This is a genomic window from Streptococcus pseudopneumoniae (assembly GCF_001072375.1).
In the GTDB taxonomy this organism is placed as follows: domain Bacteria; phylum Bacillota; class Bacilli; order Lactobacillales; family Streptococcaceae; genus Streptococcus; species Streptococcus pseudopneumoniae_L.
In genome coordinates, this window is sequence record NZ_JVKV01000082.1 from 1 (window position 1) to 19,976 (window position 19,976).

The following is a 19,976-nucleotide window of genomic DNA, read 5'->3' on the forward strand; positions in this document are numbered from 1 at the left end:
CTGATAAGCGTGAGGTCGGTGGTTCGAGTCCACTCGTGCCCATTAATAGGAGAATTACTCAAGAGGCTGAAGAGGACGGTTTGCTAAATCGTTAGGTCGGGTAACTGGCGCAAGGGTTCGAATCCCTTATTCTCCGTAATTAGAGCTTGTTAGCTCTTTTTTTGTGCCCTTAATTATAAAATTTTCTTTCTTTGGCAACTGTGGTTGAGTGATAAATTCTTACTTTCTGGAGCGAGACAAAATGGTTCGCTCTTTTTGTTTTCAAGTTTAGGAAGATTCTAGGCTTAATGTTATTAAAGTCACGGAGTATAAAAGTATTGTTTAATGATTTCGTAACTTTTCTTAGCTCCTATCTTTCACTTATATTTTATTGTTTCAATGGATTAATGGTCTTTTCTTTAATTTCCTGTAAGCTTGTATAATCATTTAACTGTATTATAGGTTAGCTTTAAATAATGGTTTAATCTCTTTTGTTATATGTCTTATAGGATTTTTCTACAATATATTTAGTTATATAATATCTATTTAAGGTGTATCGATTATAAGAATTATAGAACTTATTTACTTAGTATTTGTTTATATAAGATTTTTTTATCTTACCGAAATTTTCAAATATTTGATATAATGTAAGCAAAGCTATGGTCACCATTCATTTTAATAGGAGATTTTTATGGGTAATAGAAGTATAGTAGGAAGTCTGTTTATTCTTATATTTAGTTTTTTTACAGTTGGTTGTAGTAATCAAAATTCTGAGCTTTCTAGTAAAGATGTTAGTTTATCTACTTCAACTACTAGTAATGAGATAAAGTCTGGGGAGTCTAAGAAAGATTATAAAGATTTGTACAAGTCAGTTTTTGATGATTACCAAAAGATATTTTCTACTTCGAATGATTCAACTGCAATTTCAAATCTTTATCAAAGTTTAAAAGCTACTGAACGTCCTATCAATAGTTGGTCTATTGAAAATGCTATAAACCGTTCAGATGATATGCGTTACTCTTTTGTTGATTTAAATGATGATGGCGTTGAGGAGTTACTTGTAGCGGATCTTAATTTAAGTGGCAAATACTTTTTAACTGGAGTGTACTCTATACAAGAAGGTAAACCTGTGCTTTTAGCAGAAGGTTTTGCTGCAGGACATGGTGGAGCTAGGAATGCGGCAATTATTTATCAAGGTGGGGAGATTCTTGAATTAAGTTGGTCGTCAGGAACTGGTAAAGGTTATGGAACTCTTTATAAGTTAAATGAAAAGCAAGAGAGGGCTAGTAAACTTCAGGAAAAAGAATTTCAAATAGAAACTAATTATATTGGATCTAATTTTGGAAAAACTGAATCTGATCAAATTGATTTAAGAGGTTTTGATTGGCAAAAATTTGAAACTCCTACTAGCTCTTCTATCTCTGAGGAGAAACAAAAAGCTCCTTGGAATGCAAGCAAATCTGCAAAATTAGAAGCCTTCATTAAAGGATGGGGCGAAAGACTTGGTCAACCTAATTACAAAAAGGGAATTTCTGGTGGTGATGTTGGTGCGGATAATCTCTATACCTTTGGAGATGGACCAAGCGAAAAAATGAATGCCGAATACACTGATACAGGTTTAGGTAACGCTAAGTATCGAATTGTGGAGCGCTATAGTAACTGGGATAAATACCCAGACGTGCACAGCTACTTTTTTGCGATAACTGATACAGGGGAAGCGATTGTTTTTCATTCACCAACAACAAATGGTGGAGTCATGTATTTAAAGCCTACAGAGAATACAGAGATCCAAGCAGAGTTTAAGCGCTTAGTTGAGGAAGAATAGAAAAATGAAGAGTTTGGTCTTGGCCAAGCTCTTTTTATAAAAACCTCTTTCTTCTATTTTTATGCTTTTTGAGTGTTTAATGGTATACTTGTGTTAAGTCAGATAGAAATGTGTTATTCGATGATGTCTTTATCAGTAAGGAGAATATATGCCAAAAATTGTGAAGTTTCATAGTATTTATTATAGATTTGTTCTATTTATAGTTGTTTTATATCTTTTGGCTGCTCATCAAATTGTTGGTCGAGGAATTCAAACAGTTAATATTTTTGATTACGCCTTTAGGTTTCATCAAAGACAGTTAGGGTATTTCCTTCTTTTATTAATTTTAGTTGGTATTGGTATTAACTTTCTTTGCCCTTGGAAATTTTCTATATCTCCAAAAGGGATTTATCTTAGAAGATTAGCTTTATTTGTTCCTTGGAGTGATATTAGTGGAGTTTCGCATGTTTGGATTAACAAGGCGAGTAATTTTAGTAGTGGGATTAATTTTTATAACAATAAATGTTTAGTTTTTTATCGTCATGATTACAAGCCAATTTGTGTCTATAATATTTCTTTATTGGCTTTATTTGCTGTCAAACTCTTTAATCCTCAGATTAAGACGAATATATTATCAGCTAGTTTTGCTACGGGATTTAATATTCTATTGAATACATCAATTGTCTGTTATCTTTACTTTTTTGAGTTAAAAACTATTAGTTTTAGTTCTTTTTTACTTTTTTGCTTACTCTACTTTATAAAAATTTTTATCATACCCTTATGGTTGGTTTATAGTCAAAATTCTAAGTATGGTCCTTATCTGGTGCATAGTAGTTTCTTTAAGAGGAATGATTCAGATGTGATTCATGTTTGATTTTATCAAAAAATGACTTTCTGCTTTTGAGTAGAAAGTTTTTATTATTTCGATATCGAAACAGTTGACAGATGTAATTAAAAGAGTTATAATTTGTTTAGAAAGTTCGATATAGAATAAAAAGGAGACAAAATGGACAAGATGTTAGGGGGCTATCAAGCTCTACAGATTCGATTGTTAAATGGGCGTATCTTTCAAAAGTTGCTTAGCAAGGAACCAGATGCTCAATACCGAAGTGAACAGGGAAAAATTTTAACGATTTTGTGGAAGCAAGAGTTGGGGTGTGCTACTGCGACCGATATCGCTCTTGCGACGGGTCTAGCCAATAATACATTGACCAGTATGATTAAGAAATTGGAAGAACAAGGTTTGGTCACGATTCAACCTTGCACGCAGGATAAAAGGAAAAAATATATTTCTTTGACAGACCTCGGTTGGGCGCAAAAAGAAATCGGTGACCGCGTCAGCAAAGAATTGGGTGAAATTTTCTACCAAGGATTTTCAGATCAAGAAATCCGAGAATTTGAAGCCTATCAAGAGCGTATAATCTCAAATCTAAAAGCTAAAGAAAATGATATGTAGGGAAAGGAAGTAACAGTTATGATCGGAATTACAGGTGTAACAGGGAAATTAGGTTCCTATGTGGCTGACCTTGTCGATAAAAAAGGAATCGCTTCAGTCCATCTAGCAAGAAGCCCAGAGCGTGCAAAAGTTTACGCGTCTGCGGAAATCCGTAGAATGTCCTATGCCAATACTCCAGAGGTGGTTGAAGCCTTAAAGGGTATCGATGTCTTATTGATGGTCTCTGCTCGGGAAAATCCAGAGCGTATTGAGGAACATAAGAGTTTTTTAGATGCCGCAAAGCTTGCTGGGGTGCAGCATATCGTCTATACCTCCTTTTACGGAGCAGATGAAAAAGCAACCTTTACCTTGTCTCGAGATCATGCCAAGACGGAAGCCTATATCAAGGAGTTAGGATTCACCTATACATTTTTGAGAGATAATTTTTACTTGGACTTCTTGTTAGATATTGCTCTTGAAAATGGAGAAATTCGTGGTCCAGCAGGAAGTGGGAAAGTTTCAGCAGTTTCCCGTAAGGACACATCTAGTGTTGCAGCAGAGATTCTCTTACATGCTAAGAAATGGGAAAATCAAACCTTGCATCTGACAGGGCCTGAGGAACTTTCTATGGAAGAAATCGTAGAGCTTCTCTCAAAAGAGACCGGTAAGGCCATCATGTATGTAGATGAATCAGTCGAAGAAGCCTATGAGTCACGGAAAAAATGGCCAGCACAAACTTGGGAGTACGATGCCTGGGTCAGCACCTATACAGCGATTAAAGCTGACGAACAGGCTGGGGTTTCAACAGATATCGAAAAAGTCCTAGGGCATCCAGCAAGCAACCTTTTGGATATTCTTAGAGACAGAAAACTTATTGAGGAAAAAAATGATTGAATACAAACATGTAGCCTTGCGCTATACGGAAAAGAACATTTTAAAAGATGTCAATCTCCGTATTGAAAATGGAGAATTTATGGTTCTTGTGGGACCTTCAGGATCTGGAAAGACCACTATGATCAAGATGCTTAACCGTCTTTTGGAACCGACAGATGGCAATATCTATATGGATGGAAAACGCATCAAAGACTATGATGAACGAGAATTACGTCTCAGTACCGGCTATGTCCTTCAAGCCATTGCCCTATTTCCTAACTTGACCGTTGCTGAAAATATAGCTCTCATTCCTGAAATGAAGAGCTGGAGTAAGGAGCAAATCACTTCTAAAACAGAAGAACTCTTGAACAAGGTTGGTCTCCCTGCTGCAGAGTATGCTCATCGGTTACCAAGCGAGTTATCTGGTGGGGAGCAACAGAGGATTGGCATTGTGCGAGCCATCATTGGGGAACCAAAAATTTTATTGATGGACGAACCTTTTTCAGCCTTGGATGCTATCTCTCGCAAGCAGTTGCAGGCTCTTACAAAAGAATTGCACAAGGAGTTCGGCATGACGACCATCTTCGTAACACATGATACGGATGAGGCCTTAAAATTAGGGGATCGAATTGCAGTTTTGCAGGATGGAGAAATTCGCCAGGTGGCAGACCCTGAAACAATTTTACAAGCGCCTGCGACAGACTTTGTAGCAAACTTGTTTGGAGGTAGCCTTCATGTCTAATTTGATTTCAACATTTCAAGAGCGTTTTAGTGAATGGGTAACAGCTCTTGGGCAACACTTACAATTATCTCTTTTGACCTTATTGGTTGCTATTTTTCTGACCATCCCGCTTGCGGTTTATCTAAATAGCCACAAAAAAGCGGCGAATTGGATGCTACAAATTGCGGGTATCTTCCAGACCATTCCTTCAATGGCTTTGTTGGGTCTCTTTATTCCTTTTATGGGGATTGGAACCTTACCAGCTCTCACAGCTCTAGTCATTTATGCTATTTTCCCGATTTTAGAAAATACGATTACAGCCTTGAACGGCATTGATCCTAGTCTTGAGGAGGCAGGGATTGCTTTTGGAATGACCAAGTGGGAGCGACTCAAAAAGTTTGAAATTCCACTTGCCATGCCAGTCATTGTATCGGGGGTTCGTACAGCAACTGTTATGATCATTGGGACAGCGACTTTAGCTGCTCTTGTGGGAGCTGGAGGATTGGGCTCCTTTATCCTTTTGGGAATTGATCGTCGGAATGCTAGTCTCATTTTAATCGGAGCAATCTCATCAGCCGTCTTGGCCATTCTCTTTAATGTCATTCTCAAATGGTTGGAAAAGGCAAAGCTACGTACGATTGTTTCGACCTTTGCTGTCATGGTCCTTGGTTTGGGAGTTAGTTATGCTCCAAGCATCATTCCACATAATGAGAAAGACAATCTCGTCATTGCTGGGAAGTTAGGACCTGAACCTGAGATTCTCATGAATATGTATAAACTTCTCATCGAGGAAAATACGGATATGACGGTGATGGTAAAACCCAATTTTGGGAAGACAGATTTCCTTTACCAAGCGCTGAAAAAAGGGGATATTGATATCTATCCAGAATTTACAGGTACTATTACAGGCTCTCTCTTGCAGCCAGCTCCTAAAGTGAGCAATGACTCTGAAGAAGTTTATGAAGTAGCGCGTGATGGCATTAAGAAGCAGGATAATCTAGTCTTGCTGAATCACATGGCTTATCAAAATACTTATGCTATAGCAGTTCCTAAAAAAATTGCGCAAGAATATGGGCTTAAGACGATTTCAGACTTGAAAAAAGTAGAAGGACAGCTCAAGGCGGGATTCACTCTGGAGTTTAATGATCGTGAGGATGGAAACAAGGGGTTACAGTCTGTTTATGGACTAAATCTTAATGTGGCAACAATGGAGCCAGCCCTTCGCTATGATGCAATCAAGGCTGGTGATATACAGATTATGGAAGTTTACTCGACAGATCCAGAAATCGAGCGTTACCAACTTCAAATTTTAGAAGATGATCAGCACCTCTTCCCGCCTTATCAAGGCGCTCCACTCATGAAAGCTAAATTACTCGAAAAACATCCTGAGTTGGAAGCAGTCCTCAATAAGCTAGCTGGTAAAATCACTGAGAGCCAGATGAGTCAGATGAACTATCAGGTTGGTGTGGAAGGTCAATCAGCTGAAGAAGTGGCGCGTGAGTTTCTCCTTCAAGAAGGAATACTTAAGTAATAAAGTTTCAAAGGAGTATTGGATTAGTTGATACTCTTATCAGTAAATAAAAAAAGGATCAGACGGTCCTTTTTTATTGTATCAAGGCTAACAAGATAGTAAGAACCAGTGCGATTCCAATTCGAATAAGATGGTGGGCTGGATGAAAGTTTTCTTTTCGTTTGCCATTCCAATAGGCTCCGTAGCAAATCAAACCACAACCAATCAGCCAAATGAATAAAGCAACAATCGGCAAAAGGAAGTAGAGGATGAGAGATAAGGTCGCAAGGCAACTTCCTATGAACAGAAGTCGATTTCCTAGAGTGTTCTTGCCCTTTCTTAATTCTGAAAGGCAGGTCAATAAATGAAGAAGAGCAAAGGCAAGGGCTAAGAAGGTTGTGATGATGCTAAAAATAAGATAAAGTGAAATAGATGTTTCCTTTCTAGGATATGATTGCCTGAGTGCTATTTTTTATGACTGATTTTATGAAGAATCATAAATGAAACTACAAGATTTAAAATGATAACCAACAAGGTAAAAAGAGAGTAACCATAAAGTATAATTGGAAATTCATTTTTGAGATTGCATAGAGAAAACAAGCTCGTTAAAATGCCCGTTAACAAGCCAGGCACATATTTTCGAATAACGACTGTCTGAATCAGATGTCCGAAAACATGGTAGATATAAGCAATTACAATGGTTGCGTAAATGGTATAGTTGTTAAACCAGTAACTAAGGAAAAGCGAAAGAAGTAGGATCAAAAATTGCTCTAAGACAATAGCATTGAAAGCAAAAGGCGTGTAATAAGAAAGGATTAGATTATCTGGAAACTGCGCTGATATTTTTTTGACAAAGGATGGCATCAAAACGATTTCTTCGAGTTCGTGAAGCATGAATAGTGATGGAAATAGAAAATAAAATTGCACGCTAGTCATTGAAAATACTCCTTTCTAGTTCGAGCCCACTTTTAAAATCTCCAAATAAAACTGGATAACTTCTTGTTCTGTGTAAGATTTCCCCTTTTTCAGCCACCAGGTCAATGTTTCGATAAAGTTAGTTACAACATAGTGTTTGAGATAAGAAGCAGAAATATTAGGATAGGAAACTTGCAAGTCCTCTGCGACCATAGGATAAACATGGTGTTCCAATTCTTTCTGCAATTGACGGAGGAAGTAGTCGTTTTTAGAGAAAAGAAGACTGGTGACGTGGTCCTGATTTTTCTTAAAATGTGAAAAGATATGAGCCAAATAAGCTTCTGTAGATATATTTTCCTCACGTTCAAAAAGATGATGAAAGAGATAACGGCAGAGCTCGTCTAGAAGCAGTTCCTTACTTTCATAGTGACTGTAAAAGGTGGAGCGACCGATATCTGCTAGGTCAATTATCTCCTGAACAGTGATGGTTTCAAAGTTTTTTTGATTTAGTAATTGCAAAAAAGCAGCATAGATGGCTTTTCGAGTCTTGGTAATGCGACGATCTTGAGCAGTCATATGGACAATTTGAACAAACTGTTCAGTAACGAACATAACTGAACCCTTGCTTCTATCCTTTCATTAGGATTTGTTAGATAATACTAGTGAGGAGATATTCCTATAACTATTATAGCAAAGGAGGGAGAAAAAATGACTGCAAAAAAGTCCATTTGGTTGGCTTTTTTCTTAAATTTGAGTTATGCCATTGTCGAGTTTATCGCTGGTGGAGTATTTGGTTCTAGTGCTGTTCTTGCTGACTCTGTCCATGATTTGGGAGATGCAATCGCAATTGGGCTATCAGCATTTCTAGAAACAATCTCCAATCGTGAAGAAGATAGTCATTACACCTTGGGGTACAAACGTTTTAGTCTCTTAGGTGCCTTGGTAACGGCTGTGATTCTCATGACAGGATCTGTTTTAGTCATTTTGGAGAATATAACGAAACTCTTTCATCCACAAGCGGTCAATGATGAGGGTATCCTCTGGCTAGGAATCATTGCTGTTAGCATTAATGTGCTGGCGAGTCTAGTAGTTCGCAAGGGAAAAACAAAAAACGAATCCATTCTTAGCCTGCATTTTCTGGAAGATACTCTGGGTTGGCTGGCTGTTATCCTAATGGCCATTGTTCTGCGATTCACCGACTGGTATATTCTGGATCCGCTCTTATCTCTTGTCATTTCCTTCTTCATTCTGTTAAAGGCTATTCCACGTTTTTGGTCTACACTCAAGATTTTCCTCGACGCCGTGCCAGAAGGAGTGGATATCAAGCAAGTAAAGAGTGATTTGGAACGGTTGGAGTATGTGGCTAGTATCAATCAGCTTAACCTATGGACCATGGATGGTTTGGAGAAAAATGCCATTGTCCATGTTTGTCTAAAAGAAATTGAACAGATGGAGCTCTGCAAGGAATCGATTCGAAGCATGCTCAAAGATTGTGGTTTCCAAAATATCACCATTGAGGTTGATGCAGATCTAGAAACTCACCAAGCCCATAAGCGCAAAATTGAGGAGTTGGAAGTAGATAAAAGTCATGAACATCATCATTAATGAGACGTAGTATAAGTGAGCGAAAGCTTCATAAAAAGTGTATACTTGAAGTAAGTTAGATACAGAGAGGTAAATGTTTATGAAATCAGCAATTTATACCAAGGCAGGTCAGGTCGGCATTGAAGAAGTTAAACGTCCAAGCATTCAAGAATCGGATGATGTCATTATCCGTGTAGTTCGTGCTTGTGTTTGTGGTTCGGATCTTTGGAGTTACCGAAATCCAGATATTAAAGCGGGACATAAAAATAGTGGACACGAAGCGATTGGAATCGTTGAAGAAACTGGAGAAGCCATTACCACGGTCAAGCCCGGTGATTTTGTGATTGTGCCATTTACTCATGGTTGTGGGGAATGTGATGCCTGTCGGGCTGGATTTGATGGTTCCTGTGACAATCATATTGGAAATAACCTAGGTGGAAATTTCCAAGCTGAATATCTCCGCTTCCACTACGCTAATTGGGCCCTTGTAAAAATTCCTGGACAACCGTCTGACTACACAGAAGGACTGCTTAAATCCCTCTTGACTCTGGCTGATGTCATGCCGACAGGCTATCATGCAGCGCGTGTGGCAGATGTGAAACCAGGTGATAAAGTTGTCGTAATTGGCGATGGGGCTGTTGGGCAATGTGCTGTCATCGCAGCTAAAATTCGTGGCGCTTCACAAATTATCCTCATGAGTCGTCACGAAGATCGTCAAAAGATGGCCTTGGAATCAGGAGCGACAGCTGTTGTAGCTGAGCGAGGAGAAGAAGGCATTGCCAAGGTGCGAGAAATTCTCGGTGGTGGAGCAGACGCCGCTCTTGAGTGCGTCGGTACTGAAGCGGCTGTTGAGCAAGCACTAGGTGTCCTTCATAATGGAGGGCGCATGGGATTTGTAGGAGTTCCACATTATAAGAATCGTGCTCTTGGTTCAACCTTTATGCAAAATATCTCTGTTGCAGGTGGAGCAGCTTCTGCAACAACATACGATAAGCAATTCTTGCTCAAAGCTGTTCTTGATGGTGATATCAATCCAGGTCGTGTCTTTACTTCAAGTTACAAACTAGAAGATATTGACAAAGCATATAAGGCCATGGATGAACGCAAGACCATTAAATCTATGATTGTGATGGATTAAAAAGAAAAACCTAATAGGATTTGAGAATCTCTATTAGGTTTTTTATGTTCAAGTGTTGTACTTAATGCAAGGTACTGTCTCTTAACGTCAGTTTAGTTCCAAGCATGGTGAGGCTTGGAATTTTACGCCCATGAAGAACTTCTCTGTTAAGAATATCCATTCCTGTGCGTCCCATTTCTTCGGTGTAGACTGTGATACTGGAAAGTGGTGGGAACACTTGCTTGGTTAGAATGGTATCATTAAAGGAAATAATGCTGACGCGCTCGGGAATGCTGATGCTGGCTTCTTGAAGGGCGCGAAGGGCACCAATAGCCAAACTATCACTGGCAGCAAAAAAGGCCTGTGGAAGTTTATCCCCTAATTTTTCGATAGCTTCCGTCATCAAATCATATCCAGATTGGGCAGTAAATGAGCCTTGGAAAATGAATTCTTCGTTATAAATTCCTTTTTCTTGCGTATAGGATATAAAGTAATCTAAACGCTTATCTGCGATGACTTCTTCATGGTCAGTAGTAGTTTCAAGACCGGATAGGATACCAATCTTTTTACGATCATGATCTGTAAAGTAATCAACAACCTGTTTAACAGCATTATTAAAATCTGTAATGACACAGGTATGACCAAGAGCAATCGTATCACTGTCTAAAAATACTAGGGGTTTGTGATATTCTTCAAATGATGCAATCTGTGCTTGACTAAATTTCCCAATACAAAGAATCCCAATCACTTCTTCGCTAAGCGTAAAAGGTTGGTCATTAAAATAGCGCAAGATGTCGTAATCTAATTCTTGGGCTCTATTTTCAATTCCTAGGCGAATCTGGTAGTAGTAGAGATCTTCTAACTCTCCCTGTTCACTGACCCACTGGATGATAGCGATTTTCTGTTTGAGTTTATGTGATTCACCTGTTTTGAGATGTTTGGTATAGCCTAGTTCTTCGGCAACGGTTAAAATACGATGTCTGGTTTCTTCTGTCACAGATAGACTCTGATCGCGATTGAGGACACGGGATACAGTTGCGATCGAGACAGAGGCTAGCTGAGCAATATCTTTAAGTGTAGCCATAATTCCCCTCCTTTTTAGGTTATTATAGCATATTTTTCTTCCTTTTTACTCATAGTTTAGTAAAATATCGGTAAAAATGTTGACCTAAGCAAAACCCTTGGGTACAATAGAAGAAAACGATTACAGGATAAACTTTTTTACCTAATATTTCGTAAAAGGAGAATTCATATGACACAACATCTTACTGCTGAAGCACTTCGCAAGGATTTCCTTGCTGTTTTTGGTCAAGAAGCAGACCAAACCTTCTTCTCACCAGGGCGCATCAACTTGATTGGGGAACATACTGACTATAACGGTGGGCATGTTTTCCCAGCAGCTATCTCACTAGGAACTTATGGGGCCGCACGCAAGCGTGATGACCAAGTCTTGCGTTTCTACTCAGCAAACTTTGAGGACAAAGGTATCATCGAAGTTCCTCTAGCTGACCTTAAGTTTGAGAAAGAGCACAACTGGACCAACTATCCAAAAGGTGTCCTTCATTTCTTGCAAGAAGCTGGGCATGTGATTGACAAAGGTTTTGATTTCTATGTCTTTGGGAATATCCCAAATGGTGCGGGCTTGTCTTCTTCAGCATCTTTGGAACTTTTGACAGGTGTCGTAGCAGAATATCTCTTTGACCTAAAATTGGACCGTCTAGACTTAGTTAAAATCGGAAAACTAACAGAAAATAACTTTATCGGTGTTAACTCTGGTATCATGGACCAATTTGCTATCGGTATGGGAGCAGATCAACGAGCTATTTACCTAGATACAAATACTCTAGAATACGACTTGGTTCCACTTGATTTGAAAGACAATGTTGTTGTGATCATGAATACCAACAAACGCCGTGAACTTGCAGATTCTAAATATAATGAACGCCGTGCTGAGTGTGAAAAAGCAGTGGAAGAACTTCAAGTGGCCTTGGATATCCAGACTTTAGGCGAATTGGATGAATGGGCTTTTGATGAATACAGTTACCTCATCAAAGACGAAAATCGTTTGAAACGTGCTCGCCACGCAGTTCTTGAAAACCAACGTACTCTTAAAGCGCAAGCAGCACTTCAAGCGGGAGATTTGGAAAAATTTGGTCGTTTGATGAATGCGTCTCATGTTTCACTTGAGCATGACTATGAAGTGACTGGTTTGGAATTAGATACCCTTGTTCATACAGCTTGGGCTCAAGAAGGTGTTCTAGGCGCTCGTATGACAGGAGCAGGCTTTGGTGGTTGTGCCATTGCCTTGGTTCAAAAAGATGCGGTTGAAGCCTTTAAAGAAGCTGTTGGCAAACACTATGAAGAAATCGTTGGTTACGCTCCAAGCTTCTATATCGCTGAAGTTGCAGGTGGAACTCACGTTTTAGACTAGGAGAGAAGGATATGGAAGCTGTAATATTTGATTTAGATGGCTTATTAGCCGATACTGAAATCATTTCTCTAAAAGTTTATCAAGAATTGCTTAGAGATTTTGGAATTCCTTTCACAGAAGAAACTTATTCTAGAGACTACAGTGGACATAGGGAAGAGGAGAATGTTCAACGATTTTTGGATACCTATGATTTACCTTGGAACTTTGACCAAACCTTGGATAAAGTTTATGAACTGGAAGCTCAAATCTTAGCCAAAGGTGTAAATTTAAAAAAAGGTGCTAAAAATTTGCTTACTTATTTGCAAAAAGAAGGCATTCCAATCGCTTTAGCAACTTCAAGTGTTGAATCTCGAGCTAGAATGATATTGGATAGCAATGGTATACTATCACTATTTGACCATTTAGTTTTTGCAAAAGATGTAAAGCGAAGCAAACCATACCCTGATATATTTTTAAAGGCCTGTAGTGATTTGAACGTTTTACCAGAGAATTGCTTGGTACTAGAGGATAGTGAAGCAGGGATTGAAGCGGCATCTAGAGCTGGGATTCCAGTTATTTGTATTCCAGATTTAAAAATACCAGCACAGTCTTTCTTAAATAAAACAGAACAAGTTTTTCAGGATTTGGATGCTGTTAGAGACTATTTAGAAAGTAAGAAGGAGGTTTTCTAGTGACCTTAGTAGAAAAATTTGTTACCAAAGTCATTGCAGAAAGCACCTTTGAAGAGTTGGATCGGATTTATCTGACCAATCGTGTTTTAGCACTGGTGGGAGATGGAGTTCTTGAAGTTGAGACTGACCAAAATGATTTGATTGAACTAAAAGATCAGCTTGTTGAGGAAGCAGTTCGCTTGGAAACGATTGAAGATAGTCTGGCTGCGCGTGAGATTCTCGGTGCCGACCTCATGGACTTGGTAACCCCTTGTCCAAGTCAGGTCAATCGTGACTTTTGGGCTACCTATGCCCAGTCATCAGAGCAGGCGATTGCGGACTTCTACCAACTCAGTCAGAAGAATGACTACATCAAACTAAAGGCTATCGCAAAGAATATTGCTTATCGTGTTCCTTCTGACTACGGTGAACTGGAGATTACTATCAATCTCTCTAAGCCTGAAAAGGATCCAAAAGAGATAGCGGCAGCCAAGTTGGTCAAGTCGAGCAACTATCCTCAATGTCAGCTTTGTATGGAAAACGAAGGCTACCATGGTCGTGTCAACCATCCAGCTAGAAGCAATCATCGCATCATTCGTTTTGACATTTCTGGTCAGGAGTGGGGCTTCCAATATTCGCCTTATGCGTACTTTAATGAGCACTGTATTTTCCTAGATAGCCAACATCGTCCCATGGCTATTAGTCGCCAAAGTTTTGAACGTTTGTTAGCAATTGTGGAGCAGTTCCCAGGCTACTTTGCTGGTTCGAATGCTGACCTACCAATCGTGGGTGGTTCCATTCTGACGCACGATCATTATCAAGGTGGGCGTCATGTCTTCCCAATGGAAGTGGCTCCTATTCAGAAAAGCTTTACCTTTGAAGGTTTTGAATCTGTCAAAGCGGGGATTGTTCAGTGGCCTATGTCAGTCATTCGATTGACTTCGGATTCAAAAGACGATTTGACCAACCTTGCTGAGAAAATCTTACTGTCTTGGCGTCAATACTCCGATCCAAGTGTGCAGGTTTTGGCGGAAAGCAATGGAACTCCGCACCATACCATCACACCGATAGCCCGTAAACGAGATGGACAGTTTGAGTTGGACTTGGTTTTGAGAGACAATCAAACCTCTCCAGAGCATCCAGATGGTATCTATCATCCTCATAAGGATGTCCAACATATCAAGAAGGAAAATATCGGCTTGATAGAGGTCATGGGTTTGGCAATCTTGCCACCACGATTGAAGGAAGAAGTGGAGCAAGTAGCAACTTACCTAGTCGGAGAGGATGTTCCAGTTGCAGATTATCACAAAAAATGGGCAGATGAGTTGAAAGAAAGTCATCCTGGATTGACTGATAAAGACCAAGCTCTTGAAATCGTCCAAGAATCTGTAGGTAAAATCTTCGCTCGGGTATTGGAAGATGCAGGAGTTTATAAGCAAACAGAAGAAGGACAAGCAGCCTTTATGCGCTTTGTCGAGCAGGTTGGTATTTTGCCCGAATAAGTGCTTCTCCCTTGCGTAGAGTCTTGAAAAGTAGTATCATAGTGTCGTTTGAAACATCAGGAGGAAAGTATGAAAGATTTTCACTTTGACGCTATATCTGCCTTTGAAAACTACGAAATTGAAAAAATGAGAGATGGTCACGTTGTGGTGACGACAAAAGTAGTGGACTCCTCACTCAACTATTATGGGAATGCCCATGGAGGCTATCTATTTACCCTTTGTGACCAAATCAGTGGACTTGTGGTGATTTCGCTTGGCTTAGATGGAGTGACGCTCCAGTCTTCTATCAACTATTTGAAAGCTGGAAATCTAGGGGACGTTCTCACTATCAAGGGGGAATGTGTCCATCATGGACGCACCACTTGTGTCGTCGATGTTGATATCACCAACCAAGATGGCCGAAATGTCTGCAAGGCAACCTTCACCATGTTTGTCACAGGACAACGATCTGAAGATAGACAGGTGAGGATATAGGAAGAAATGAGTAGGAAAAATTATCCTACTCATTTTAATTTATTAAATAAGTTCCAGAGAAATATATAAGAGTAGTGAAATACCAAGCTAATGGTTACTTATATGTGGTATAATAATAAGTATGAATATTGAACAAACGAAAAAAGTTATTCTACAACCATTCACTAAATGGACAGGTGGAAAAAGGCAATTATTACCTATCATAAAAGAACTTATGCCTGAAACGTATAATGATTATTATGAACCTTTTATCGGAGGAGGGGCATTATTTTTTGATTTAGCTCCTGAAAGTGCTGTTATTAATGATTATAATGCTGAGTTAATCAACTGTTATCAACAAATTAGGAATAATCCTCAGGAGTTAATTGACTTATTGAAGTATCATCAGGAAAATAATTCAAAAGATTATTACTTACAATTACGCTCAGCTGATCGTGATGATAGAATAAACAATATGTCTGATGTCCAAAGAGCTGCTAGAATTCTATATATGCTAAGAGTTGATTTCAATGGTTTATATCGAGTGAATTCTAAAAATCAATTCAATGTACCATACGGTAGCTATAAAAATCCTAAAATTGTTGATGAAGAGTTAATATTTGCTATTTCAAATTATCTAAATAGCAATCAAATAGAGATTAGAACAGGCGATTTTGAGGATGCACTCTTAGATGTTCAAGAAGGTGATTTTATCTATTTCGATCCTCCTTATATTCCATTATCTGAGACAAGCGCTTTTACATCGTATACTCATGAAGGTTTTTCTTATGAGGACCAAGTTAGATTAAGAGATACATTTAGGAGACTAAGTGATGCAGGAGCATATGTAATGTTGTCAAATTCATCGAGTCATTTAGTAGAGGAGTTATATCGAGATTTTAATATCCATTATGTAGAGGCTACACGAACAAATGGAGCTAAGTCTTCCAGTCGAGGAAAAATTTCTGAAATTATAGTCACAAATTATGAAAATTAACGAATATAAGTATGGGGGTGTTTTAATGACAAAACCATACTATAATAAAGACAAAATGATTCTTGTTCATGCAGATACGTTTAAATTATTATCAAAAATGAAACCAGAGAGCATGGATATGATCTTTGCTGACCCACCATATTTTCTAAGTAATGGTGGGATATCTAATTCTGGGGGACAAGTTGTTTCCGTTGATAAAGGGGATTGGGATAAGATTTCCTCATTTGAGGAAAAGCATGAGTTCAACCGTAAATGGATTCGTTTAGCAAAAGAAGTTTTGAAGCCTAATGGGACTATATGGATTTCAGGGAGTTTGCATAATATTTACTCAGTTGGAATGGCATTAGAGCAAGAAGGTTTTAAAATTCTAAATAATATTACTTGGCAGAAAACAAACCCTGCACCCAATTTATCCTGTCGTTATTTTACTCATTCTACTGAAACTATTTTATGGGCAAGAAAAAATGATAAAAAAGCTCGTCATTATTACAATTACGATTTGATGAAAGAGCTAAATGATGGTAAGCAAATGAAAGATGTTTGGACAGGAGCCTTGACGAAAAAAGCTGAGAAATGGGCTGGGAAGCATCCAACGCAAAAACCAGAATATTTATTGGAACGTATAATTTTGGCTTCTACTAAAGAAGGGGACTATATTTTGGACCCGTTTGTGGGAAGTGGAACAACTGGAGTAGTTGCTAAACGCTTAGGTAGAAGATTTATAGGTATTGATGCTGAAAAAGAATATTTGAAAATAGCAAAACAAAGAATTGAGATAGAATCTTATGCTTCAAACAGGTGAATATGCCACATATAAGGAATTTGGGATTGATTTAATACAAAAATTAGATGAAGAGGGCTTCACAGAAGCTATTCAAAATGGGGAACTACCAAAATCAAAATTTATAGAGACGCCGCAAGGTATTATTTTAAAATTTTATGGTTTTAAAGCTATAGATGTGAAAACAAAAAATCGCTTGAAGAGAACATCATATGATTGTTTAGTTCAGTATCGGAGTGAAGATGTTAAATTTGAAACAATTTGTCAAGAAATTATAAGAAAGTGTCTAAAAACAAAAAATGAAGTAAATTTAGTAAAGAACATTATTTATATATTTTTGAAAACTATAGCAAAACACCCTTTAACAAGTATTGATATTTTTTTTAAAGAATATTTTATATATAATGGAAAATTGAGGAAAATATCAGAAGAAAGAATTAATAACTTGAATTATGAAGTTATAGAGAAAGGTATAAACTCTCTAAATATAGTATTACTTGAATTAGATAGCATAGGAAAATATACTTTTCAGGAATTGATTAATATAATTAGTTATATTGCTGTCATTGAAGAATTAAACTACCCTAAAATTATTGGCTCTAAGAATTATAAAGGACGTGAACATTGCTTTGGCAGGTATGTAGAAGTTTTATTTGATAACGAAAAAGAATTAAAAAGATTGGTTAAATCAAATGCATTTAACAACGGAGCTCAATTTATTCCTAAGAAGGAATTAAAGGAATGGTATTTTACAAATGAAATTGAGGAAGACCGCATTGAATTGGATAATAACAAAAATTATTGTTAAAGGAGATTATATTAATGGTAAGGATTACAATTAACGCAGATGGTTATAACAATGGTACTGTAACAAGAAAATGTCCTCATTGTGGTGAAGAAAAGTCGATTGATGATTTTGGATACCGTAATATGGGGAATGATAATATTAGAAATCAATCTTGGTGTAAGGAGTGCCGGTAATGAAGTTACAAAAATATATATATCTTTCAAATGAAGACCGATTAAAACAATTTTTAAATACTCTTTCAGTAACCAATCGTACTCCTGAGTACTATGTGAATTGGAAGAAAGTTGACCGTGAGACAAAGAAGTATGAATTAGAATTGAATACTTTGAACTACTTAATTGGTAAAGATGATATTTATTTAGAAGCTCTACGTTTATTTACTAAACAACCTAATTTGTTAAAAGCTATTCCTAGCCTAATCGCAAGTCGAGATAAAGTTTTGGATATTCTGACAATAGATAATGACGATAATATGTCTTTTGAGCAATTGAATTTCAAAACGATAGATGCTAGCAGAATAGATGATTACATGAAATTTATTGAGAAATCTGGTTTGTTAAAGTTTTTACAACGACATGCTAATCGTTCATTAGTTGATTATGTTTATGGAGTTGAGACTGGATTAGATAGTAATGCTCGTAAAAACCGAAGTGGGAAAACTATGGAGGGAATTCTAGAAAGATATGTATCAAGAATTTCTAAGGAGCAAAAATTAGAGTGGAAAGCTCAAGCTACGGCTAAATTTATTAAGAATGAGTGGGGAATTGAAGTACCTGTAGATAAATCTGAAAGACGATTTGATGTTGCAGTTTATTCTAAAGAAAAACATAAAGTTTGGTTGCTTGAAACAAATTACTATGGTGGAGGCGGTAGTAAATTAAAATCCGTAGCAGGAGAATTTACAGAACTTAGTCAATTTGTTGTAACATCAGATGATGATGTTGAATTTGTATGGGTTACTGATGGGCAAGGATGGTTAACCGCTCATTTACCGTTGGCAGAAGCATTTAGTCATATTACTAATGTATTTAACTTAGAAATGTTGAGAGAAGGATTTTTATCTGAATTGTTTCGACAATAGACTTATTGAACTTTAAAATTAAGTAAGTGACAAGAAACATAAAAAAGAGGCACATGCCTCTTTTTCTTATACTCTAGCGATCTATTATCTTATTCACTAAATCTTAAAAAATAGCCATCTGGGTCTAAAACTGCAAATTCATGAGGATAGATATATTGTTCACCAACACGAAATTCTCTTTTAGTCAAAGGACGATGAATAGGATAGTTAGACTCGATTACTTTCTGATAGAGTCGAGGGACATCCTCTATGCCAAAGGAGATGTTGACTCCACGACCAAAGGGGTAGTTTAGTTCAGCTAGTTCCTCCTTACTCCCCTCCTCTAGCATTAGTTGGCAATCTTCAAGAGATAGGAAGAGAAAGTTTTCTTCTGGTCGTTCGTATTCGATAGTAAAACCCAACAAATCACAGTAGAAGGAACGGGACTGTTCTATATTTGAGACCATAAACTCGGGAATAACTGCATTGTAGTCCATAAAGAAACTCCTTACAATTCAATCTCCAAGACAATCGGTGTATGGTCTTGGCGTGCGCCTGAGTCAATCATATCTGACTTGGTAACCTTGTCTGCCACACGGTTACTTGTGAGCCAGTAGTCGATTCTCCAGCCTGTGTTGTTGATTTTTGAAGTTTTGCTGCGTTGTGCCCACCAAGTATAGCGTTCTGGCACATCGCCATGGATATGGCGGAAGGTATCTGTAAATCCTTTGGCTAAAAGGTTTGTAAATCCTTCACGTTCTTCGTCTGTGAAACCTGGTGAACGACGGTTGCTGGCTGGGTTGGCAAGGTCAATTTCCTTGTGGGCAACGTTGTAGTCTCCAGTTGCTAGGACAGGCTTTTGCTTGTCTAGTTCAGCCAAGTATTCCGCATATTTGACGTCCCAGACTTGACGTTCTTCCAAGCGTTTGAGACCATCCCCAGCATTTGGTGTGTAGACCTGAGTCACGAAAAATTCATCAAATTCCAAAGTAATGATGCGGCCTTCCAAGTCCATAGTAGAAGGTGCGCCAATTTCTGGGAAGCTAACAGTTGGGGTCAGTTCTTTCTTATAGAGGAACATGGTTCCAGCATAGCCTTTACGGGCAGGCTCTTGAGAGGAACGCCAGGTGTTTTCGTAACCTGGGAAGAGTTCTTTCAGTACCTCAAGGTGTTTTTTTGTAGGGCCTTTTGCTGAAAGCTTGGTTTCTTGGATAGCGATAATATCAGCATCTTCGGCTACCAAGGTTTGGAGGACGTCTTGTGACAATTTCGCACGCGCAGAGTCACTCGTCAACGCTGCATTGAGGGAATCAATGTTCCATGAGATTAGTTTCATAGTGTGTACCTTTTCATTCA

23 protein-coding genes and 1 tRNA gene are annotated in these 19,976 nt (G+C 38.1%); 18 read left to right on the forward strand and 6 right to left on the reverse strand.

Features of this window, described 5'->3' with window-relative positions:
• Positions 1-48 precede the first annotated feature (48 nt).
• From ADH31_RS06770 to ADH31_RS06800, 7 genes are all read left to right on the forward strand, one after another.
• Positions 49-136, forward strand: a tRNA-Ser gene (locus tag ADH31_RS06770).
• 534 nt (positions 137-670) lie between these two features.
• Positions 671-1,804 (forward strand): DUF4767 domain-containing protein, encoded by a 1,134-nt coding sequence (locus ADH31_RS06775; RefSeq protein WP_049509715.1) that lies wholly within the window; start codon positions 671-673, stop codon positions 1,802-1,804.
• Between the two features lie 148 nt (positions 1,805-1,952).
• Complete coding sequence (locus tag ADH31_RS06780; RefSeq protein ID WP_049509716.1) at positions 1,953-2,657, forward strand: hypothetical protein; 705 nt, start codon at positions 1,953-1,955, stop codon at positions 2,655-2,657.
• 132 nt (positions 2,658-2,789) lie between these two features.
• Positions 2,790-3,239: a MarR family winged helix-turn-helix transcriptional regulator gene (locus ADH31_RS06785; RefSeq protein ID WP_049509718.1), complete on the forward strand. Its 450-nt coding sequence runs from the start codon at positions 2,790-2,792 to the stop codon at positions 3,237-3,239.
• Between the two features lie 18 nt (positions 3,240-3,257).
• The gene (locus tag ADH31_RS06790) at positions 3,258-4,112 is read left to right on the forward strand and encodes an SDR family oxidoreductase (protein WP_049509720.1); all 855 of its coding nucleotides are present in this window, start codon (positions 3,258-3,260) and stop codon (positions 4,110-4,112) included.
• A complete protein-coding gene (locus ADH31_RS06795; protein ID WP_049509722.1) occupies positions 4,105-4,833 on the forward strand; it encodes an ABC transporter ATP-binding protein in 729 nt (242 codons plus the stop codon). The genes ADH31_RS06790 and ADH31_RS06795 overlap by 8 nt, the downstream gene beginning before the upstream one ends.
• The gene (locus tag ADH31_RS06800) at positions 4,826-6,343 is read left to right on the forward strand and encodes an ABC transporter permease/substrate-binding protein (RefSeq protein ID WP_049509723.1); all 1,518 of its coding nucleotides are present in this window, start codon (positions 4,826-4,828) and stop codon (positions 6,341-6,343) included. Before ADH31_RS06795 ends, ADH31_RS06800 begins: the two co-directional genes overlap by 8 nt.
• 73 nt (positions 6,344-6,416) lie before the next feature.
• Here ADH31_RS06800 and ADH31_RS10345 read toward each other — a convergent pair whose 3' ends face one another.
• The 3 genes from ADH31_RS10345 to ADH31_RS06810 are packed head-to-tail and all read right to left on the reverse strand — an operon-like array spanning position 6,417 to position 7,813.
• Positions 6,417-6,752 carry a glucuronide permease gene (locus ADH31_RS10345; RefSeq protein ID WP_080980081.1) on the reverse strand — a complete coding sequence of 112 codons (336 nt, stop codon included), beginning with the start codon at positions 6,750-6,752 and terminating at the stop codon, positions 6,417-6,419.
• 35 nt (positions 6,753-6,787) lie between these two features.
• Entirely contained in the window at positions 6,788-7,258 is a 471-nt protein-coding gene (locus ADH31_RS06805) for an HXXEE domain-containing protein (protein ID WP_049509724.1), read from the reverse strand.
• 15 nt (positions 7,259-7,273) lie between these two features.
• Positions 7,274-7,813 (reverse strand): TetR/AcrR family transcriptional regulator C-terminal domain-containing protein, encoded by a 540-nt coding sequence (locus tag ADH31_RS06810; RefSeq protein WP_049509773.1) that lies wholly within the window; start codon positions 7,811-7,813, stop codon positions 7,274-7,276.
• 132 nt (positions 7,814-7,945) lie between these two features.
• Between ADH31_RS06810 and ADH31_RS06815 the strand changes: the two genes are divergently transcribed.
• Both ADH31_RS06815 and ADH31_RS06820 read left to right on the forward strand, forming a co-directional pair.
• Complete coding sequence (locus ADH31_RS06815; protein WP_049509726.1) at positions 7,946-8,842, forward strand: cation diffusion facilitator family transporter; 897 nt, start codon at positions 7,946-7,948, stop codon at positions 8,840-8,842.
• A gap of 79 nt (positions 8,843-8,921) precedes the next feature.
• Positions 8,922-9,959, forward strand: a complete 1,038-nt coding sequence (locus tag ADH31_RS06820) for a zinc-binding dehydrogenase (RefSeq protein ID WP_049509728.1) — start codon at positions 8,922-8,924, stop codon at positions 9,957-9,959.
• Positions 9,960-10,020: 61 nt separating this feature from the next.
• On the opposite strand, the gene ADH31_RS06825 is transcribed toward ADH31_RS06820, so the two are convergent.
• Positions 10,021-11,022, reverse strand: a complete 1,002-nt coding sequence (locus ADH31_RS06825; RefSeq protein ID WP_049509730.1) for a LacI family DNA-binding transcriptional regulator — start codon at positions 11,020-11,022, stop codon at positions 10,021-10,023.
• 168 nt (positions 11,023-11,190) lie between these two features.
• On the opposite strand from ADH31_RS06825, the gene ADH31_RS06830 reads away from it, so the two are divergent.
• From ADH31_RS06830 to ADH31_RS06865, 9 genes are all read left to right on the forward strand, one after another.
• Positions 11,191-12,369, forward strand: coding sequence for a galactokinase (locus tag ADH31_RS06830; RefSeq protein ID WP_049509732.1), 1,179 nt, complete (start codon positions 11,191-11,193; stop codon positions 12,367-12,369).
• 11 nt (positions 12,370-12,380) lie between these two features.
• The gene (locus ADH31_RS06835) at positions 12,381-13,040 is read left to right on the forward strand and encodes an HAD family hydrolase (RefSeq protein ID WP_049509733.1); all 660 of its coding nucleotides are present in this window, start codon (positions 12,381-12,383) and stop codon (positions 13,038-13,040) included.
• Positions 13,040-14,521 (forward strand): UDP-glucose--hexose-1-phosphate uridylyltransferase, encoded by a 1,482-nt coding sequence (locus ADH31_RS06840; protein ID WP_049509734.1) that lies wholly within the window; start codon positions 13,040-13,042, stop codon positions 14,519-14,521. Before ADH31_RS06835 ends, ADH31_RS06840 begins: the two co-directional genes overlap by 1 nt.
• Before the next feature lie 69 nt (positions 14,522-14,590).
• Positions 14,591-14,995: a PaaI family thioesterase gene (locus ADH31_RS06845; RefSeq protein ID WP_036759319.1), complete on the forward strand. Its 405-nt coding sequence runs from the start codon at positions 14,591-14,593 to the stop codon at positions 14,993-14,995.
• A 121-nt stretch (positions 14,996-15,116) separates the two neighbouring features.
• Positions 15,117-15,971 (forward strand): DNA adenine methylase, encoded by an 855-nt coding sequence (locus ADH31_RS06850; RefSeq protein WP_049509735.1) that lies wholly within the window; start codon positions 15,117-15,119, stop codon positions 15,969-15,971.
• On the forward strand, positions 15,961-16,773 hold the full coding sequence (locus ADH31_RS06855; protein ID WP_152904340.1) for a DNA-methyltransferase: 813 nt from the start codon (positions 15,961-15,963) through the stop codon (positions 16,771-16,773). The genes ADH31_RS06850 and ADH31_RS06855 overlap by 11 nt, the downstream gene beginning before the upstream one ends.
• Entirely contained in the window at positions 16,757-17,560 is an 804-nt protein-coding gene (locus ADH31_RS06860) for a hypothetical protein (RefSeq protein WP_049509737.1), read from the forward strand. Before ADH31_RS06855 ends, ADH31_RS06860 begins: the two co-directional genes overlap by 17 nt.
• 14 nt (positions 17,561-17,574) lie before the next feature.
• Positions 17,575-17,733, forward strand: coding sequence for a hypothetical protein (locus tag ADH31_RS10110; protein ID WP_162837409.1), 159 nt, complete (start codon positions 17,575-17,577; stop codon positions 17,731-17,733).
• A complete protein-coding gene (locus ADH31_RS06865; RefSeq protein ID WP_049509739.1) occupies positions 17,733-18,641 on the forward strand; it encodes a type II restriction endonuclease in 909 nt (302 codons plus the stop codon). The genes ADH31_RS10110 and ADH31_RS06865 overlap by 1 nt, the downstream gene beginning before the upstream one ends.
• An 89-nt stretch (positions 18,642-18,730) precedes the next feature.
• On the opposite strand, the gene ADH31_RS06870 is transcribed toward ADH31_RS06865, so the two are convergent.
• Together ADH31_RS06870 and ADH31_RS06875 are read right to left on the reverse strand one after the other, a co-directional pair.
• Positions 18,731-19,117, reverse strand: a complete 387-nt coding sequence (locus ADH31_RS06870) for a bleomycin resistance protein (protein WP_000386133.1) — start codon at positions 19,115-19,117, stop codon at positions 18,731-18,733.
• An 11-nt stretch (positions 19,118-19,128) separates the two neighbouring features.
• Positions 19,129-19,956, reverse strand: a complete 828-nt coding sequence (locus ADH31_RS06875) for an exodeoxyribonuclease III (protein WP_049509740.1) — start codon at positions 19,954-19,956, stop codon at positions 19,129-19,131.
• Positions 19,957-19,976 lie beyond the last annotated feature (20 nt).

Bases quoted from the DNA above. Each gene is read 5' to 3' on its own strand.
- ADH31_RS06865 (WP_049509739.1), top strand. From the start codon at position 17,733: ATGAAGTTACAAAAATATATATATCTTTCAAATGAAGACCGATTAAAA.
- ADH31_RS06780 (WP_049509716.1), top strand. From the start codon at position 1,953: ATGCCAAAAATTGTGAAGTTTCATAGTATTTATTATAGATTTGTTCTA.
- ADH31_RS06810 (WP_049509773.1), bottom strand. From the start codon at position 7,813: ATGACTGCTCAAGATCGTCGCATTACCAAGACTCGAAAAGCCATCTAT.
- ADH31_RS06835 (WP_049509733.1), top strand. From the start codon at position 12,381: ATGGAAGCTGTAATATTTGATTTAGATGGCTTATTAGCCGATACTGAA.
- ADH31_RS06875 (WP_049509740.1), bottom strand. From the start codon at position 19,956: ATGAAACTAATCTCATGGAACATTGATTCCCTCAATGCAGCGTTGACG.
- ADH31_RS06805 (WP_049509724.1), bottom strand. From the start codon at position 7,258: ATGACTAGCGTGCAATTTTATTTTCTATTTCCATCACTATTCATGCTT.
- ADH31_RS06820 (WP_049509728.1), top strand. From the start codon at position 8,922: ATGAAATCAGCAATTTATACCAAGGCAGGTCAGGTCGGCATTGAAGAA.
- ADH31_RS06860 (WP_049509737.1), top strand. From the start codon at position 16,757: ATGCTTCAAACAGGTGAATATGCCACATATAAGGAATTTGGGATTGAT.
- ADH31_RS06830 (WP_049509732.1), top strand. From the start codon at position 11,191: ATGACACAACATCTTACTGCTGAAGCACTTCGCAAGGATTTCCTTGCT.
- ADH31_RS06790 (WP_049509720.1), top strand. From the start codon at position 3,258: ATGATCGGAATTACAGGTGTAACAGGGAAATTAGGTTCCTATGTGGCT.
- ADH31_RS06775 (WP_049509715.1), top strand. From the start codon at position 671: ATGGGTAATAGAAGTATAGTAGGAAGTCTGTTTATTCTTATATTTAGT.
- ADH31_RS06800 (WP_049509723.1), top strand. From the start codon at position 4,826: ATGTCTAATTTGATTTCAACATTTCAAGAGCGTTTTAGTGAATGGGTA.
- ADH31_RS06825 (WP_049509730.1), bottom strand. From the start codon at position 11,022: ATGGCTACACTTAAAGATATTGCTCAGCTAGCCTCTGTCTCGATCGCA.
- ADH31_RS06855 (WP_152904340.1), top strand. From the start codon at position 15,961: ATGAAAATTAACGAATATAAGTATGGGGGTGTTTTAATGACAAAACCA.
- ADH31_RS06850 (WP_049509735.1), top strand. From the start codon at position 15,117: ATGAATATTGAACAAACGAAAAAAGTTATTCTACAACCATTCACTAAA.
- ADH31_RS10110 (WP_162837409.1), top strand. From the start codon at position 17,575: ATGGTAAGGATTACAATTAACGCAGATGGTTATAACAATGGTACTGTA.
- ADH31_RS06845 (WP_036759319.1), top strand. From the start codon at position 14,591: ATGAAAGATTTTCACTTTGACGCTATATCTGCCTTTGAAAACTACGAA.
- ADH31_RS06785 (WP_049509718.1), top strand. From the start codon at position 2,790: ATGGACAAGATGTTAGGGGGCTATCAAGCTCTACAGATTCGATTGTTA.
- ADH31_RS06795 (WP_049509722.1), top strand. From the start codon at position 4,105: ATGATTGAATACAAACATGTAGCCTTGCGCTATACGGAAAAGAACATT.
- ADH31_RS06815 (WP_049509726.1), top strand. From the start codon at position 7,946: ATGACTGCAAAAAAGTCCATTTGGTTGGCTTTTTTCTTAAATTTGAGT.
- ADH31_RS06870 (WP_000386133.1), bottom strand. From the start codon at position 19,117: ATGGACTACAATGCAGTTATTCCCGAGTTTATGGTCTCAAATATAGAA.